General features: G+C 60.2%; 12 protein-coding genes. 5 read left to right on the top strand and 7 right to left on the bottom strand.

Going from position 1 to position 16664, the window contains the following annotated elements:
• The first annotated feature begins 29 nt into the window (after positions 1-29).
• Positions 30-1862, top strand: coding sequence for an ABC transporter ATP-binding protein (locus ACZ0AZ_RS16245; RefSeq protein WP_197892145.1), 1833 nt, complete (start codon positions 30-32; stop codon positions 1860-1862).
• Positions 1863-2037: 175 nt separating this feature from the next.
• Here ACZ0AZ_RS16245 and ACZ0AZ_RS16240 read toward each other — a convergent pair whose 3' ends face one another.
• Complete coding sequence (locus ACZ0AZ_RS16240) at positions 2038-3162, bottom strand: GNAT family N-acetyltransferase (protein ID WP_463537736.1); 1125 nt, start codon at positions 3160-3162, stop codon at positions 2038-2040.
• A gap of 280 nt (positions 3163-3442) precedes the next feature.
• Here ACZ0AZ_RS16240 and ACZ0AZ_RS16235 point away from each other — a divergent pair, with 280 nt between their 5' ends.
• Positions 3443-4765, top strand: a complete 1323-nt coding sequence (locus ACZ0AZ_RS16235; RefSeq protein ID WP_039760990.1) for a putative porin — start codon at positions 3443-3445, stop codon at positions 4763-4765.
• A 143-nt stretch (positions 4766-4908) separates the two neighbouring features.
• Here ACZ0AZ_RS16235 and ACZ0AZ_RS16230 read toward each other — a convergent pair whose 3' ends face one another.
• The 5 genes from ACZ0AZ_RS16230 to aceK all read right to left on the bottom strand — a co-directional run bounded on the left by ACZ0AZ_RS16230 (position 4909) and on the right by aceK (position 13331).
• Complete coding sequence (locus ACZ0AZ_RS16230) at positions 4909-5145, bottom strand: anti-sigma factor family protein (RefSeq protein WP_463537735.1); 237 nt, start codon at positions 5143-5145, stop codon at positions 4909-4911.
• Positions 5139-5750 (bottom strand): RNA polymerase sigma factor, encoded by a 612-nt coding sequence (locus ACZ0AZ_RS16225; protein WP_129998975.1) that lies wholly within the window; start codon positions 5748-5750, stop codon positions 5139-5141. Before ACZ0AZ_RS16225 ends, ACZ0AZ_RS16230 begins: the two co-directional genes overlap by 7 nt.
• Positions 5751-5885: 135 nt before the next feature.
• A complete protein-coding gene (locus ACZ0AZ_RS16220) occupies positions 5886-7007 on the bottom strand; it encodes a beta-ketoacyl-ACP synthase III (protein WP_039760985.1) in 1122 nt (373 codons plus the stop codon).
• A gap of 399 nt (positions 7008-7406) precedes the next feature.
• Positions 7407-11318: an ATP-dependent RNA helicase HrpA gene (gene hrpA, locus ACZ0AZ_RS16215; protein ID WP_463537734.1), complete on the bottom strand. Its 3912-nt coding sequence runs from the start codon at positions 11316-11318 to the stop codon at positions 7407-7409.
• Between the two features lie 297 nt (positions 11319-11615).
• On the bottom strand, positions 11616-13331 hold the full coding sequence (gene aceK / locus ACZ0AZ_RS16210) for a bifunctional isocitrate dehydrogenase kinase/phosphatase (RefSeq protein ID WP_463537733.1): 1716 nt from the start codon (positions 13329-13331) through the stop codon (positions 11616-11618).
• Between the two features lie 214 nt (positions 13332-13545).
• Here aceK and ACZ0AZ_RS16205 point away from each other — a divergent pair, with 214 nt between their 5' ends.
• Positions 13546-14454 carry a DMT family transporter gene (locus tag ACZ0AZ_RS16205; RefSeq protein WP_463572220.1) on the top strand — a complete coding sequence of 303 codons (909 nt, stop codon included), beginning with the start codon at positions 13546-13548 and terminating at the stop codon, positions 14452-14454.
• Between the two features lie 113 nt (positions 14455-14567).
• Here ACZ0AZ_RS16205 and ACZ0AZ_RS16200 read toward each other — a convergent pair whose 3' ends face one another.
• Positions 14568-15431: a DMT family transporter gene (locus tag ACZ0AZ_RS16200; protein ID WP_463537732.1), complete on the bottom strand. Its 864-nt coding sequence runs from the start codon at positions 15429-15431 to the stop codon at positions 14568-14570.
• Positions 15432-15879: 448 nt separating this feature from the next.
• On the opposite strand from ACZ0AZ_RS16200, the gene ACZ0AZ_RS16195 reads away from it, so the two are divergent.
• Both ACZ0AZ_RS16195 and ACZ0AZ_RS16190 read left to right on the top strand, forming a co-directional pair.
• A complete protein-coding gene (locus ACZ0AZ_RS16195; RefSeq protein ID WP_039760976.1) occupies positions 15880-16425 on the top strand; it encodes a hypothetical protein in 546 nt (181 codons plus the stop codon).
• Complete coding sequence (locus tag ACZ0AZ_RS16190; protein ID WP_129998968.1) at positions 16422-16622, top strand: hypothetical protein; 201 nt, start codon at positions 16422-16424, stop codon at positions 16620-16622. The genes ACZ0AZ_RS16195 and ACZ0AZ_RS16190 overlap by 4 nt, the downstream gene beginning before the upstream one ends.
• The last annotated feature ends 42 nt before the right edge of the window (positions 16623-16664 follow it).

Below are 16664 nucleotides of genomic sequence, written 5' to 3'. Positions count from 1 at the left end.
GGAGAGCCCGGATTCCGGGCGGTTATCTGATGCTCTATCGCCGTTTCGAACAACTGATCGATATCTTCCGCGACGCCCCGACGGCGTCCCCGCCGGACCGCGTCTGGCCCTTCTATGTCTATTACCTGAAGCAGGTCTGGCCGAGTTTCGCTGCCCTGCTCGTCATCGGCCTGTTTGCCTCGTTGATCGAAGTAGCGCTGTTCAGCTACCTGAGCCGCATCATCGATCTGGCGCAAGGCACGCCCAACCCGAATTTCTTCAGCGACCACGCCCTCGAATTGACCTGGATGCTGGTGGTCGCTCTGGTGCTGCGACCGATCTTCTTTGCCCTGCACGACCTGCTGGTGCATCAGACCCTGAGCCCCGGCATGACCAGCATGATCCGCTGGCAGAACCACAGTTACGTGCTCAAGCAGAGCCTGAACTTCTTCCAGAACGACTTCGCGGGGCGCATCGCCCAGCGCATCATGCAGACCGGCAACTCGCTGCGCGACTCCGCCGTGCAAGCGGTCGATGCGCTGTGGCACGTGGTGATCTACGCGATCAGCTCGCTGGTGCTGTTCGCCGAAGCCGACTGGCGCCTGATGATCCCGTTGCTGACCTGGATCGTCGCTTACATCGGCGCGCTGTATTACTTCGTGCCGCGTGTGAAAGAGCGCTCGGTAGAGGCTTCTGACGCACGCTCGAAACTGATGGGGCGCATCGTCGACGGCTACACCAATATCGCCACGCTGAAACTGTTCGCCCACACCAACTTCGAACAGCACTACGCCAAGGAAGCGATCGAAGAACAGACCGTCAAAGCGCAAATGGCCGGTCGCGTGGTGACCAGCATGGACGTGGCGATCACCACCATGAACGGCCTGCTGATCGTCGGCACCACGGCGCTTGCCTTGTGGCTGTGGACGCAGTCGCTGATCACCGTCGGCGCGATTGCCCTGGCCACCGGCCTGGTGATTCGCATCGTCAACATGTCCGGCTGGATCATGTGGGTGGTCACTGGGATCTTCGAAAACATCGGCATGGTGCAGGACGGTCTGCGGACGATTTCGCAACCGGTCAGCGTCACCGACCGCGAGCAGGCCAAACCGCTGGCCGTGGCCTCGGGCGAAGTGCGTTTCGAGCACGTGGATTTTCACTACGGGAAGAAGCGCGGGATCATCGGCGACCTCAACCTGAACATCAAACCGGGGGAAAAAATCGGTTTGATCGGCCCGTCCGGCGCCGGCAAATCGACTCTGGTCAACCTTCTCCTGCGCCTGTACGACGTCGAGGGCGGACGCATCCTGATCGATGGGCAGAACATCGCCGAAGTCGGCCAGGAAAGCCTGCGCGCACGGATCGGCATGATCACTCAGGACACCTCGCTGCTGCATCGCTCGATCCGCGACAACTTGCTCTACGGCAAACCCGACGCCACCGACGCCGAACTGTGGGAGGCGGTGCACAAGGCTCGCGCCGATGAGTTCATCCCGCTGCTGTCCGACGCTGAAGGCCGTACCGGTTTCGATGCGCATGTCGGCGAGCGCGGGGTGAAACTGTCCGGCGGTCAGCGCCAGCGCATCGCGATTGCGCGGGTGCTGCTCAAGGACGCGCCGATCCTGATCATGGACGAAGCCACCTCGGCGCTGGATTCGGAAGTCGAAGCGGCGATTCAGGAAAGCCTCGAGACCTTGATGCAGGGCAAAACCGTGATCGCCATCGCCCACCGCCTCTCGACCATCGCGCGCATGGACCGCCTGGTGGTGCTGGAGAACGGCAAGATCGCCGAAAGCGGCACCCACGCCGAACTGCTCGCCCATCGCGGCTTGTATGCGCGGTTGTGGGCGCACCAGACCGGAGGCTTTGTCGGCATCGATTGAGTTACCCGCTTTCCACGATCGTTCCCACGCTCTGCGTGGGAATGCAGCCCGTGACGCTCCGCGTCACTGGACGCGGAGCGTCCCTTGAGGCATTCCCACGCAGAGCGTGGGAACGATCAGCGTTAACTGACACACCGCCTTCGCGAGCAGGCTCGCTCCCACAGGGGATCTGGAACTAGGTTTGGCGATAAGGCAACGCTGTCCGGGCCTCTTCGGCATAGGCCAGAACCCCGGCACGCTCTTGCTGGAGAAAATCCTTTACCGCCGCTTTCAACCCCGGATGGCGCAGGTAGTGCCAGGAATGGGTGATCACCGGTTCAAAGCCGCGAATCAACTTGTGCTCGCCCTGCGCCCCGGCATCGAAACGCTGGATGCCATGGGCAATCGCGTAATCCATGCCCTGATAAAAACACGTTTCGAAATGCAGCCGATCAAACTCGGCCAGGCAGCCCCAATACCGTCCGTAGAAACTGTCACCACCGACCAGACTGAACGCCATCGCCACCGGCCGTGAACCCTGTTTGGCCAGGACCACGCGAATCGCTTCGGGCATGCGTTCAGCCAGCAGACTGAAGAACTCCCGCGTCAGATACGGCGCCTGCCGCCGCACCGCGTAAGTATTGGCATAGCAGGCGTAAACAAAGTCCCACTGTGCCTCGTCCAGCTCACGCCCCTGCAACCACTCGAACTCAAAGCCCTGCCCCGCCACTTGCTCGCGTTCCTTGCGCATCTGTTTGCGCTTGCGTGAGCTGAGGGCGTCGAGGAAATCCTGAAAGTCGCGGTAACCACGGTTCTGCCAGTGATACTGACAGCCGATGCGCTGCAGCCAGCCCGGCTGTTCCGCCATCGCCGCGTCGGTAAACGGATCGGTGAAGTTGATGTGCGCGCTGGAGAGCTCTTCGATCTGTAAATAGCCCGGCAGGCTTTTCAGCAACTCGAAACCGTCCTCCACTTTTGCCGCCAGCAAGCGCGGCCCGCTGACCGGACTGAACGGCACGGCGGTCAACAGTTTGGGGTAGTAATCGATGCCGGCACGGGCGCAGGCGTCGGCCCACCCATGATCGAAGACGTACTCGCCGTAGGAGTGCCATTTGCGGTAACTGGGCAGCGCGGCGATCAGTCGATCATCTTCGATGTGCAGTAAATGCTCGGGCTGCCAGCCTGAATGCGGGCCGACACTGCCGCTGTCCTCCAGCGCACTGAGGAAGGCGTGACGCAGGAACGGCTGGTTGTCCGGGACCAGCGCATCCCAAGTGGCCGGGGCGATTTCTGACAGGTCTTGCAGGCGTTGCAACGGCATTCACTGGCACTCCACAGCTTGGCGACAAAGCCCGGCGAGTATCGCTGATCGCGGCCCGGTTGCACACGCTCAATCGGCCGACAGCGCTCTAGGTCGATAGTTCACGCTCGATACGCATCGTCATCAACCTGCCATCACTGTGCCACCGCTCTGTCATAAACCATCGCGATACTGGCGCCTGTTTTTAGAGCGCCGGGTTCTAACCCGGACACAGTTTTCCGGCCTTCAGCCGGTTGTGCCCAGGATGGTTCAGCCATCCCCTTCATCTTCGGAGATTGCTATGCGTCTTGCTTCCACGAAAACTGCAGCGGCCCTGTGCGGCGGCTTGTTGCTGGCCATGAGCGTTCCGGCCAGTGCTGCAGTCGACGCCAAACTGCTCGACATGCTCAAGGCCAACGGGTCGATTTCCCAGGCGCAGTACATCGAGCTGCAAACAGAACTGGCCAAGGATCAGAAGGCTCAGCAAATCGCCCAACAGGCGCAGCAGGAAACCAACGAACAAGTGGCGGCGGTCGCGAAGAAGACCAACGAACAGAGCCTGTTCGACCAGAAACTGGCCTGGGCGGCCAAGACCCAGTTCAAGGGCGACGTACGTATCCGTCAGGAAACCATCAAGATCGACGGCGAGCCGAACAACGGCGGCCGCGACAAGGATCGCCAGCGCATCCGTGCGCGTCTGGGCGCCTACACCGAGATCAACCCGCAAGTCGACACCGGCATCCGTATCGCCACTGGCGGTGGCGACGACGCGCGCTCGACCAACCAGGATCAGGACAACTACTTCGACAAGAAGCAGATCTGGCTCGACCTCGGCTACATCGACTACCACCCGGATCAGATCAAGAACCTGCACGTGATCGGCGGCAAGATGCTGCAACCGTGGGTCAGCATGGGCGACGTGATCTGGGACAGCGACATCAACCCGGAAGGTCTGGCCGTTACCTACAAGTATCCACTGGGCGGTAGCGCCGAACTGTTCGGCAGCCTGGGTAACTACAACCTCAAGGACAACGTTGACGGCGACGGCGTGCAATTCCGCCACGACCTGCGCCTGACCGCTGGCCAGTTGGGCAGCCGCTTCAACATCACCGACAACCTGAAAATGACCTTGGGCGGCAGCGTCTACGCCTACCAGAACGACGAAGACAGCCGCTGCACCGGCACCTCAACGCCGTGCGCCCTGGCGGTCAACGGCAACTCGGCGAACAACGAATTCCGTCTGTATGAAGGGTTCAGCCAGATCGACATCGGCGGCCTGCCAATGCCACTGTCGTTCTACGGCCAGTACGTGAAGAACAACGATGCCGTGACCGATCAGGACACTGCATGGTTGCTCGGTGCCAAGTCGAAAGTGTTCGGTTTCAACCTCGACTACAACTATCGCGACGTGCAGCGCAACGCCGTGGTCGGCGCCTTCACCGACTCCGACTTCGCCAACGGCACCACCGGTTCGCGCGGGCACAAGTTCAAGGTCGGTTACGACATCGACAAGAACTTCGCCGTCGGCGCCACGTACTTCCTGACCAAGGCCGACTTCGCCAGCCGTGGCCAGCGCGATGCCGACGCCAACACCCTGCAGCTGGACGCTGAAGCGAAGTTCTAAGAAAACAGCTACAAGCTTCGAGCGACAAGCTGCAAGTCACCGCTCCCCTTGCGACTTGTCGTTCGAAGCTGATGTCCTGCAGCCCGGTGCAATGCCAGCGATCCCCATCATCCGTTCGCTGACGCTGTCCCGGGCTGACTCTTTCAAGGACTGTCGTCGCGCCTCTGCGCCGCCAGGCGTTCAGCCAAAGCATCCACTCCCTCTTCCGGTTTTTCCGGCATCGCCTTCAGGGTTGCCTGCATCACGCGCATCTGCCGCATGAAGAGCCGGCAGTTGGGGCAGAACAACAGGTGATGACGCACCATCAGCGTCTCGCGAAAGCTCAGTCGGCCATCGAGATAATCGCTGGATCGTGCCACTTGCTCCTTGCAGGTCAGCATTCTCCTGTCTCCTCAAAATGTTCCACGGTCGCAAAAACCTTCAAGCGTGCCCGGTGCAGCAGCACGCGGACATTGGAGAGCGAGATCTCCAGAAGATTACAGATATCTTCCAGCTCCAGGCCCTGGCGTTCGCGCAACAGCAGGACACTGCTCTGCAACTCGGACAAACTCAGCAAGGTGTGTTCGAGGCATTCGCGCAGTTCGTTTTCGGTGAGCAGCGCTTCGGGGGTGTCCTGGTGCCAGGCGAACGGCGCGACCAGCCAGTGACCATCGCTGGAAGCGAAGCGATCGTCACCGATGGTGCCGTGGGGCGATGGCAGGTCGTCGAGCAGGACTTCCCGGCGATTGAGCTTGTAGCGGCTCTTGGCCGAATTGGCGGTGATGGTCAGCAACCAGGTCTTGAGGCTGGAGCGGCCTTCGAAACTGGCCAGATGGCGCACCACCGACAGCCAGGCATCCTGCACCACTTCTTCGACATGACGCTGGCCGACAATCGCGTAAGCCACGGCGCGCATCGCGCTCTGATACGTGGTGACCAGTTCCTTGAAAGCCTTTTGCTCCCCCGCCAGAAGGCGCGTGAGCAGTTGGTTGTCGTCAGCCGCCATCCATCAATCCCCTTGTCCGGACTTCGAAAATGAACGCGGCAGGTACTCACCTGCCGCGATGTCCGAAAAATTACAGCGTTTCAGCCGCTTCGAATGTAGGAAAGATCGACGCGATTAAGGGGAAATTAACCTGTTTCAGCGTTTGCGCAGCAACACGCTACCAATCGAGTAACCGGCGCCGAACGAACTGAGTACCGCCAGCGATCCTGAGGCCAGATCATCCTGATATTTGTGAAAGGCGATGACCGAACCGGCCGAGCTGGTGTTGGCGTAGCTGTCGAGAATCACCGGCGCTTCTTCTTCAGTGGCTTCGCGGCCGAGCAGCTTGCGCACGATCAGGTGGTTCATGCTCAGGTTGGCTTGGTGCAGCCAGAAACGCTTCACGTCGCCAACGTTGAGCTGGTTCTCTTCCAGGTGCTCGCCAATCAGCTCGGCGACCATCGGGCAGACATCCTTGAACACCTTGCGGCCTTCCTGTACGAACAGCTTGTCGCGGGCACCGATGCCCTCTTCTGCCGCGCGGTTGAGGAAGCCGAAGTTGTTGCGGATGTTGTTGGAGAACTTGGTCAGCAGTTTGGTGCTGACCACGTCGAACTGAAACTCGGAGGTCGCCAGATCCGCGCGCTCGATGATCACCGCAGTCGCGGCATCGCCGAAGATGAAATGGCTGTCGCGATCACGGAAGTTCAGGTGCCCGGTGCAGACTTCCGGATTGACCATCAAAATCGCCCGCGCCTGGCCCAGTTGCACGCTGTTGGCGGCGGCCTGGATGCCGAAAGTGGCCGAAGAACACGCCACGTTCATGTCGAAGCCGAAACCCTGAATGCCCAGTGCTTCCTGGACTTCGATGGCGATGGCCGGGTAGGCACGTTGCAGGTTGGAGCAAGCAACGATCACACCGTCGATATCGGCGGCGGTTTTGCCGGCACGTTGCAGGGCTTGTTCGGCAGCGCCGACAGCCATTTGGCAGAGCACCGACCATTCATCATTGGAACGCTCGGGCAGGCGCGGGGCCATGCGCAGCGGATCGAGAATGCCGTCCTTGTCCATGACAAAGCGACTCTTGATGCCCGAGGCTTTTTCGATGAACGCAGCGCTGGATTCGGTCAGGGCCTGGACTTCGCCGCTGGCAATGGCCTCGGCGTTATCGGCGTTGAACTGGGCGACATAGGTATTGAAAGACTGCACCAGCTCTTCGTTGGAGATGCTGTTGGCCGGTGTGTACAGGCCGGTGCCGCTGATGACGACGTTATGCATGGTCGTTTCTCTAATCTGTTCAGGCAGAAAGTGCTGGAACCGTCGTACCAACACGCAAAGGGTCTATTCCCATCCGGGGGACGCAAACCTGGCATCGTTTTATTCCGCAGCGCGACACGGCGAAGGCTCTGGGTCGCGAAACGGCGGGTTATGGTGGCGAAGTTTGCCATAAACCCGAGGTTTTGGCGCCGTTCTCAAGCACAACTGCCATTCACTCCATGAACTCAACTCTGTGGCGAGGGGATTTATCCCCGTTCGACTGCGAAGCAGTCGCTAACCCACCACGCTCGGTATCTGATGAACCGAGGCGTAGATTTTGGGGCGGCTTCGCCACCCAACGGGGATAAATCCCCTCGCCACAAAGACCACTTCCACAGGGGGATTGTGTATGGCTGCAGGTCAAGGCTCGACCTGGCTCCACTGTTTGCTCAGGCGCTTGTCCGAAATCGGCACTTTGGTGCCCAACTGCTGGGCGAACAGCGACACGCGGTATTCCTCCAGCCACCAGCGGTACAACTCCAGCTGTGGATCACGCTTGCCTTCCTGCGCATGCTTGGCCGCGCGGGCCTGATATTGCGCCCACAGGCCAGCAAGTTCGCCGCTCCAGACCCGATCTTTCTGCACCTGTGCGCCAAGTTTCTCGAAACGCTGCTCGACCGCTTTCAGATATCGCGGCAACTCCTTGAGCCACTGCATCGGCGTTTCGCGAACGAAACCCGGATAGACCAGATTGCCGATCTGCTGCTTGATGTCGTTCAACGCCACTGCTTGGGCAAGATCGATCTTGCCCTTGAAGCGCTTTTGCAAACCGTGCCAGATCTTGAGGATTTCCAGCGTCAGCCGCGCGACGCGCTCCGCGTGCTCGGTCCAGTCGCCGCGTTTGCGCTCGGCCAATGCCGCCAATCCGGCGCCATCCCGGGGCAACGGGTCTTCGCCTTCGAGAATGCAGCTGTCGAGGCTGGCCAACAGAATGTCTTCGACCAGCGCATCGACGCGGCCCAGTTCGCGGTACAGCAGGCCCAGTTCAGTCTGCCCGGGCAACTTGCCCCGCAGGAATTTCGCCGGCTCGGCCAGTTGCTGCATCAGCAAGCGCTGCAAGGCGCGACGGTGCTGGAATTCGGCTTCGGCCGGGGTGGAGAAACGCCCCTCCTTGACCGTGCCGCCCTCTTCCACCAGCGCCGGGTACACCGTCATCGACAGCCCGGCGATCTTCTGCTGGGTCTTTTCTGCTACCGGCGCGAAGACTTTTGCCTCGACCGGCTGCTGACTTTTCGCACTCTGCGGCACCGCCAGCGCGGCCTGGCTGGCTTCGGCGAAGCGTGCGGTCAACTCAGCCAAATCGCGGCCTTCGCCGAGGAACTTGCCCTGGCCATCGACGATTTCCAGGTTCATGCGCAGATGGCTCTCTACCTGCTGCGCCGCTTCCGCCCACGCTTCATCGCTGACCCGCGCGCCGGTCATGCGCAGCAGCTCGCGACCGAGCGCTTGCGGCAGCGAACCTTCGGCGAAAGTCATGCGCTGCAACGCGGCCTTGATGAAGTCCGGCACTGGCACGAAGTTCTTGCGCAGGGCTTTCGGCAGGTTGCGCACCAGGGCTATGCATTTGGCCTCAATCAAGCCCGGCACCAGCCATTCCAGACGCTCCGGCGGCAGCATCGGCAGCAGCGGCGCCGGCACGCGCAAGGTCACGCCGTCGCGCGGGTGATTGGGTTCGAAATGGTAGGTCAGCGCCAGTTCCAGATCGCCAATGTGCAACGTGTCCGGGTAATCACGGGCGGTGACTTCACTGGCCTCGCGGGCCAACACGTCTTCTTCGCGCATGATCAGTAGTTGCGGGTCTTTCTGGCTGTTGACCTTGTACCAACTGTCGAAGGTCGCGGTCTGGTGGATCTCCGCCGGCAGACGCGCATCGTAGAAGGCGTACAAGGTTTCTTCGTCGGCGAGAATGTCGCGCCGGCGCGCCTTGGCCTCCAGTTCGTCGAGCTGCTCGAGCAGTTTCTGATTGGCGCTCAGGCATTTGGCTCGCGACTGAATCTCACCGCGCACCAGGCCTTCGCGGATAAACAGCTCACGGGATACCACCGGATCGACCGGGCCATAATGCACCGGACGACGACCGACGACGATCAGGCCGAACAGGGTGATCTGCTCGTAGGCGACGACCTGGCCGCGCTTCTTCTCCCAATGCGGCTCGAAGTGATTCTTCTTGATCAGGTGCCCGGCCAGCGGTTCGATCCAGTCGGCGTCGATCTTGGCGACCATGCGCGCGTAAAGCTTGGTGGTTTCCACCAGCTCTGCGGTCATCAGCCACTGCGGGCGCTTCTTGCCGATGCCCGACGATGGGTGAATCCAGAAGCGCCGCTGCCGCGCGCCGAGGTAATCGCCGTCTTCGGTTTTCTGACCGATCTGGCTGAGCAAGCCAACCAGCACCGCTTTGTGCAGCTTCGGATAATCCGCCGGCTCCTTGTTCAGGCTCAGCTGCATGTCGCGGCAGATCAGGCTCAACTGACGATGCGAATCACGCCACTCGCGCAGACGCAAATAGTTGAGGAAATTCTTCCGGCACCAATTGCGCAGCGGACTGGCGGTCAGCGCCTGGCGTTGCTCTTCAAAACCACGCCACAGATTGACCAGCCCGGCGAAGTCGGAATCCGGATCCTTCCATTGCGCGTGGGCCTGATCCGCCGCTTGCTGACGCTCCGGCGGACGCTCGCGCGGGTCCTGAATCGACATGGCGCTGGCGACGATCAGCACTTCCTGCAGACTACCGAGCTTGGCCGCTTCGAGGAGCATGCGGCCCATGCGCGGGTCGACCGGCAAGCGCGCCAACTGGCGACCGAGTGGCGTCAGCTGACTGTTGCGATCGACTGCGGAAAGCTCTTGCAGCAGGTTGAAACCGTCACTGATCGCCTTGCCGTCCGGCGGCTCGATAAACGGAAACGCAGTAATTTCGCCGAGACGCAGATGGAGCATCTGCAAAATAACGGCGGCGAGGTTGGTACGCAGAATTTCCGGGTCGGTAAATTCTGGACGACCGAGGAAATCCTCTTCGCTGTACAACCGCACGCAGATGCCCGGCTCAACCCGCCCGCAACGACCTTTACGTTGATTGGCGCTGGCCTGGGAAATCGCTTCGATCGGCAAGCGTTGGACCTTGGCCCGATAGCTGTAACGGCTGATGCGCGCAGTGCCGCTGTCGATCACGTAGCGAATGCCCGGCACGGTCAGCGAGGTTTCGGCGACGTTGGTCGCCAGCACGACGCGGCGGCCCGGGTGCGACTGGAAAATCCGCTGCTGTTCAGCCGGCGACAGGCGCGCGTACAGCGGCAGGATTTCGGTGTGCTTGAGCTGGGCCTTGCGCAGCATATCGGCGGCGTCGCGAATCTCGCGCTCACCGGGCAGGAACACCAGCACATCACCCGGACTGCGGCGTTCGCTGCGCTCGTAGGCGGCGATTTCGTCGAGGGTGGCGAGGATCGCCTGATCGACCGTGAGGTCGTCCTCGACCCGGTTGCCCTCTTCGTCCTGCTCCAGCGTCAACGGCCGATACCAGGTTTCCACCGGGAACGTGCGACCGGACACTTCGACAATCGGCGCATCATCGAAATGCTTGGAGAAGCGCTCCAGATCGATGGTCGCCGAGGTGATGATGACTTTCAGATCCGGGCGACGCGGCAGCAGTGTTTTCAGGTAGCCGAGGAGGAAGTCGATATTGAGGCTGCGTTCGTGGGCTTCGTCGACGATGATCGTGTCGTAGCGTTCCAGATAACGATCGTTCTGAGTTTCCGCCAGCAGAATGCCGTCGGTCATCAGTTTGATCAGGGTGTTGGAATCGCTTTGATCTTCAAACCGCACCTGATAGCCGACCAGCGCACCGAGGGGCGTGCCGAGTTCTTCGGCAACGCGGCTGGCGACGCTGCGCGCGGCGATCCGACGCGGCTGGGTGTGGCCGATCAGACCGTGCTGACCGCGACCGATTTCCAGACAGATCTTCGGCAGCTGAGTGGTTTTACCCGAGCCAGTTTCCCCGGCGATGATCAGCACCTGATGTTGCTCCAGGGCCTTTTTGATCTCGTCGCGCTTGGCCGCAATCGGCAAATTGTCGTCGTAACGAATCACCGGCAGGCTCGCACGGCGCGCCGCCACCTGATCACAGGACGCCTGCATCCGCGCTATCCACTGCGCCAGTTTGGCCTCGTCGGGTTTCTTGCGCAGCTCAAGCAACTGCCGCCGCAGCCGGTGACGGTCAGCGAGCATGGCGTGATCGAGGTTTTTCAGCAGTTTGTCGATGGAGGGCGATTCGTCGGTCATCGGGTAGGCAATTCGGTCGTCTGTTTATGCAGGGGGCGGATTGTCGCAGAAAAGCAGCTGCAAGCGCCAAGCTACAAGCCGCAAGTCACTGAGGCTTTTAACTTGCAGCTTGTAGCTTGCCGCTTGCAGCTGCTCCTTGTTGTGATCGTTCCCACGCTCAGCGTGGGAACGCAGCCGGGGACGCTCCGCGTCCCAGAAGTGGACGCGGAGCGTCCGGTGAGGCATTCCCACGCGGAGCATGGGAACGATCGGGGAACTTGCAGCTTGTAGCTTGCCGCTTGCAGCTGCTGTCATTCGTTATCGCGGCCCTTTGCGCCGATATGGGAAGACGTCAATCACCTTCCCCGCCCGAATCGCCTCCTGCAAGCCCTTCCAGTAATCGGCGTTGTACAACTCGCCATGCAATTGATCGAACAATTTCCGCTGGCCCGAATCGGCAAACAGGAACGGCGGAAATTCTTCGGGAAACACGTCAAGCGGGCCGATCGAGTACCACGGCTCAGAGGCCATCTCGTCCTCCGGTGTGCGTGGTGCCGGGATGTGGCGGAAGTTGGCTTCGGTCAGGAAGCAGATTTCGTCGTAGTCGTAGAAGACCACTCGCCCGTGACGGGTGACGCCGAAGTTTTTCAGCAGCATGTCGCCGGGAAAGATATTTGCCGCCGCCAATTGCTTGATCGCCAGACCGTAATCTTCCAGCGCTTCACGTACCTGGGCGTCGTTGGCATTTTCCAGATAAAGGTTGAGCGGGGTCATCCGGCGTTCGGTCCAGCAGTGGCGGATCAGCACGGTTTCGCCTTCAACCGAAACCGTAGACGGCGCCACCTCAAGCAATTCCTCCAGACACGCCGGATCGAATTTGCTCAGCGGAAAACGAAAATCGGCAAACTCCTGGGTATCGGCCATGCGCCCGACCCGATCAACGCCTTTCACCAGGCGATACTTCTCGATCACCGTGGCGCGGTCGACGTTTTTCGACGGCGAAAAGCGGTCCTTGATGATTTTGAACACAGTATTGAAACCCGGCAGGGTAAACACGCTCATGACCATGCCGCGCACGCCCGGGGCCATGATGAACTGGTCGTCAGTGTTGGCCAGATGATTGATCAGCGCACGGTAGAACTCGGATTTGCCATGTTTGTAAAAGCCGATCGAGGTGTACAGCTCGGCGATGTGCTTGCCCGGCAGAATGCGCCGCAGAAAACCGATGAACTCCGCCGGCACCGGCACGTCGACCATGAAATACGAACGGGTGAAAGAGAAGATGATCGACACATCGGCTTCGTCGGTAATCAACGCGTCGATCTGAATGCCCCGCCCTTCGCGGTGCAGCAGCGGAATCACCAGTGGCCATTGCTCGTCGCGGGTGTAGATGCGCCCGACCAGATACGCGCCCTTGTTGCGATAGAGCACCGAGGAAAACAGTTCGACGCTTAGCTCCGGGTCCTTGCACACCCAGTCCGGCAGGTTCTCACGCAGTTGCGCTTCGAGTCGCAGCAGGTCGCCGGGCAAATCGGCGTAATCCTCGCTGAAGCGGTAGTCGGCGAAGATACTGGCGAGCATGGCGGACAACTGGCCCTGCGGCTTGTACGTGCGGGTTTGCGCGGCGCGGGCACGGCGCAGGCTCGGGCGCGTGGTGTGGATGAACATGCAGCCGTCGCTGATCAAGTCGTGGCTGAACAGCCCGCAGAAAATCGAGTTGTACCAGGTTTCGGACAGCTCATCGTCAAAGCGCAGGTCGATCACACTGATGTAGGCGCTTTTCACCAGCGGCCAGCAGCTGACGTTCATCAGGGTTTCTTCGTCGAAATACTCGCGCAGGCGAGCGACGGTTTCGCCAACCTTTTCCTCATACAGACTGATCCGCGTCGCCGACGCGGCCTGCGCCTCCTGCCAGCGCGCCTGTTCGAAGCGCTCGCGCGCGCCATCGGTGATCCGGCGGAAATGCTCGCGGTAATCGTCGAAGCCGGCGAGGATCATCCGGGCGATCTCGGTGGCTGGCCATTGCTGCGACATAAATGAAACCTCGGCGGGAGTTCGGTTGGTCTGAGCTTAGTCACGGAAGCGCTCGCAGGAAAAGCGCAATTTCTGCCAAAACCGATACGGGGTTGACCGTTGACGGGGTTTCTCGCGCAGGTAAATCCCAAGGCAGAATTAAAAGCCCGAATAGCGGTTGCCATGATCCGGACGCTCGGCAACACTCTCGTCCCGATCAAGGAAGGAGCCCGCCGTGAGCCCTGTCGATATTTTCCGTATGTTGTCGCTGGCCGCTATCTGGGGCGCGAGTTTTCTGTTCATGCGCATCATTGCCCCGGTGATCGGCACGATCCCGACCGGGTTCTTTCGGGTGTCGATCGCGGCTGCCGGGCTGCTGGTGATACTCGGGCTGATGCGCATCAACTGGGACTTCAAGGGCAAGCTGAAAACCGTGATGCTGCTTGGCGTGATCAACTCGGGGATTCCGGCGACGCTGTATTCGGTTGCCGCCCAGGTATTGCCGGCGGGCTATTCGGCGATCTTCAACGCCACGACGCCGCTGATGGGCGTGTTGATTGGCGGTTTGTTCTTCAGCGAAAAGCTCACGGCGGCCAAGCTCAGCGGTGTGTTCCTCGGTCTGTTCGGCGTCGGTGTGCTGACGCGCGCCGGTCCCGTAGCCTTCGATCTGCAACTGCTGATGGGCGCGGTCGCCTGCCTGCTGGCGACCACTTGCTACGGCTTTGCCGGATTCCTCGCGCGGCGCTGGCTGGATCAGGCCGGCGGGCTGGACAGCCGTTTGTCGGCACTGGGCAGCATGCTCGGGGCGACGTTGTTTTTGCTGCCGTTGTTCGCCTACAGCACCATCACTGCGCCGCCGGTCAGCTGGGGGGGCTGGCAGGTCTGGCTGTCGCTGCTCGGCCTGGGTCTGGGTTGCACGGCGTTTGCCTACATCATCTATTTCCGCCTGCTCAGCTCGATCGGCCCGGTGAAATCGATGACCGTGACCTTCATGATCCCGCCGTTCGGCGTGTTGTGGGGGGCGTTGTTGCTGGATGAGCCGTTGTCGATGGCGCACATTTACGGCGGGGTGCTGATTGCGGCGGCGTTGTGGCTGGTGTTGAAGCCGGCGGTGGTGAAGCCTGCAAAGATGTCAGTCCGTTAGATTTTCTGCCGCAGATATTCGCGAGCAGGCTCGCTCCCACAGAAAAATACATTCCAATGTGGGAGCGAGCCTGCTCGCGAAAGGCGGCGCAACAAGCGCCACCTGCCTATCGGCTATCCGGTTTTACGGAACACAAATACCAATCCAACAATAATCAGCAGCATTCCCAAAACGCTCAACGCCGCCAGCCGATTGCCGAAAATCAGGTAATCCATCACCGCCGTCACCGCCGGCACCAGATAGAACAGGCTGGTGACGTTCACCAGATTGCCCCGCGCGATCAGTCGATACAGCAACAGCGTCGCCAGCACCGACACCACCAGGCCCATCCATGACACCGGGACGATGAAGCCTGCGCTGTGCTCGAAGTGAAACGGCTGGAACGGTACGAAGATCGCGCACAGCAACAGGCCGGCCAAGTACTGCACTGGCAGCGTACCGAGCGGGTTGTCGGTGATGCGTTTTTGCATGATCGAACCGAGCGTCATGCTCGCCAGCGCCAGCAAACCGAACAGCATGCCGGCCCAGGACATTCCGGCCAGACCGATGCCCTGGTAAACCACCATGATCAGCCCGGCCAGACCCAGCGCCAGGCCGAACAGGCGGCTCGCCGAACGCTGCCGTTCCATCAAGACCACGGTGAGGATCGGCTGAACGCCCATCAGCGTGGCCATCACCCCCGGCGTGACTTTGCAATCGAGCGCCAGCAGATAAAAGATCTGATAGGCCCCGAGCAACACCAGTCCCGTGGCGATCGCGAACAGCATCGGCTTGCCACCCTTGGGGAGCCTCAATCTCAGCAGCGGCGCCAGCAAGACCAGCCCGCACAGGGCGATGGCGAAGCGAATCAGCAGAAAGGCAAAGGGCGAAGCATGGACGAGGCCCCATTTGGAGAAAATCGCCCCGCTGCTCCACAGCAGAACGAACAGGCTCGTGGACGTCGCCGCGAGCGCGGATTGTTTCGAAAGGACACACATGAATACCACCTGTAGTCAGGCAAGAAGCCAACTCAGCCGAAGCTGAAATTCAGTAGGTTGTTCTGGCGGGCGCAGGGGTCAGCAGAAACTGCCGATCAACCCCGCACACCAACGCCCGGCGGCGAAACGACTGCGCACACCGGCGTGCTACTGACAGGTGGAGGGTAATGACTGATCTGCACAGGCTGCTGATTCCCGCACGGCACGACGGCAGCGTTGACCGCTGAATCGACTACCGCGCTGATGAGGGATGCAGGCATGGATACAGATCCACATTGAAAAAATGAAAGCGCGAGCCGGGCGGCTCGGGCGAGCTGACTATAACCAGCTCGCGACACAGATTGCAATGACTTGGGCAAAGGGCCGGTAGCGACAGTCTGGCGTCGGGTGATTAGGGTAAATGGCGGTGGCAATGGATTGTCAGGAGACACGGAATGCAAGAGATCATATGCCAAGGGAACGGACGTATTTGCGGTATCAGGTTTATCGGTCGGAGGCGAGGAAGCGGGCCGCTTCGCAGATTGGCGGCTTACAGGGCCAACTCAAGGCGGCCGACGCTTCGATTATGGATTTATCTCTGATTCGGTTCGAACCGATAAACAGGCATGCGCTGAATGCTTTTGAAACATGGGAAGAACCCTGCTTTTTCTGGCAAGAAGTCATCGCGTGGAAATCACGTGAACCACGCGCATTGGACATCTCTATCTGGTTCGACGGGCAGCTCTGCGGCCTGTGTTTTGCGAACCCGAACAATAGTCGACGAAGATTACGAGTTGTGAGATTGGAAGGACGCCCTGGCGGAACACATCCTTTGAAAAATCGGATAGGACTACTAGCGATGATGGTAATTGAGCAATACGCGCATTTCGTTGGCTGCGATGTTATCGAAATACAAGAGCCTCTGGACGGGGCGATACCCGTTTATCAGAAGCTGGGGTTCAGCTTCGACATCGAAGGCCGCCTTGTCAAAACCTTGGAGAATCCAGTACTGTGAAAGCCAATCAATTACTGATCAAACCGGGAGGCGACATGAAAAAAGCGAAACAGAGACCTCCCGAAGCACTGGTCAGATCGCTGAAAACCAGAAGATTGGCTGATCATGAATTGACCGCTAATCAACGGCGTCTCTTACAACTGCTGATCACCGGCATCGAAGATGAGCCCTCAGTGCTTGCCGCTGGCCGATTGTGAAAACCGCTCCTACGGAGCGGTTTTTTTAATTCTGGCCAAACG

The organism is Pseudomonas sp. AC239, from assembly GCF_979258545.1.
This window is presented reverse-complemented; position numbering and strand designations above follow the sequence as displayed.

Bases quoted from the DNA above. Each gene is read 5' to 3' on its own strand.
- aceK (WP_463537733.1), bottom strand. From the start codon at position 13,331: ATGTCGCAGCAATGGCCAGCCACCGAGATCGCCCGGATGATCCTCGCC.
- ACZ0AZ_RS16245 (WP_197892145.1), top strand. From the start codon at position 30: ATGCTCTATCGCCGTTTCGAACAACTGATCGATATCTTCCGCGACGCC.
- ACZ0AZ_RS16220 (WP_039760985.1), bottom strand. From the start codon at position 7,007: ATGCATAACGTCGTCATCAGCGGCACCGGCCTGTACACACCGGCCAAC.
- ACZ0AZ_RS16230 (WP_463537735.1), bottom strand. From the start codon at position 5,145: ATGCTGACCTGCAAGGAGCAAGTGGCACGATCCAGCGATTATCTCGAT.
- ACZ0AZ_RS16200 (WP_463537732.1), bottom strand. From the start codon at position 15,431: ATGTGTGTCCTTTCGAAACAATCCGCGCTCGCGGCGACGTCCACGAGC.
- ACZ0AZ_RS16235 (WP_039760990.1), top strand. From the start codon at position 3,443: ATGCGTCTTGCTTCCACGAAAACTGCAGCGGCCCTGTGCGGCGGCTTG.
- hrpA (WP_463537734.1), bottom strand. From the start codon at position 11,318: ATGACCGACGAATCGCCCTCCATCGACAAACTGCTGAAAAACCTCGAT.
- ACZ0AZ_RS16195 (WP_039760976.1), top strand. From the start codon at position 15,880: ATGCCAAGGGAACGGACGTATTTGCGGTATCAGGTTTATCGGTCGGAG.
- ACZ0AZ_RS16240 (WP_463537736.1), bottom strand. From the start codon at position 3,162: ATGCCGTTGCAACGCCTGCAAGACCTGTCAGAAATCGCCCCGGCCACT.
- ACZ0AZ_RS16225 (WP_129998975.1), bottom strand. From the start codon at position 5,750: ATGGCGGCTGACGACAACCAACTGCTCACGCGCCTTCTGGCGGGGGAG.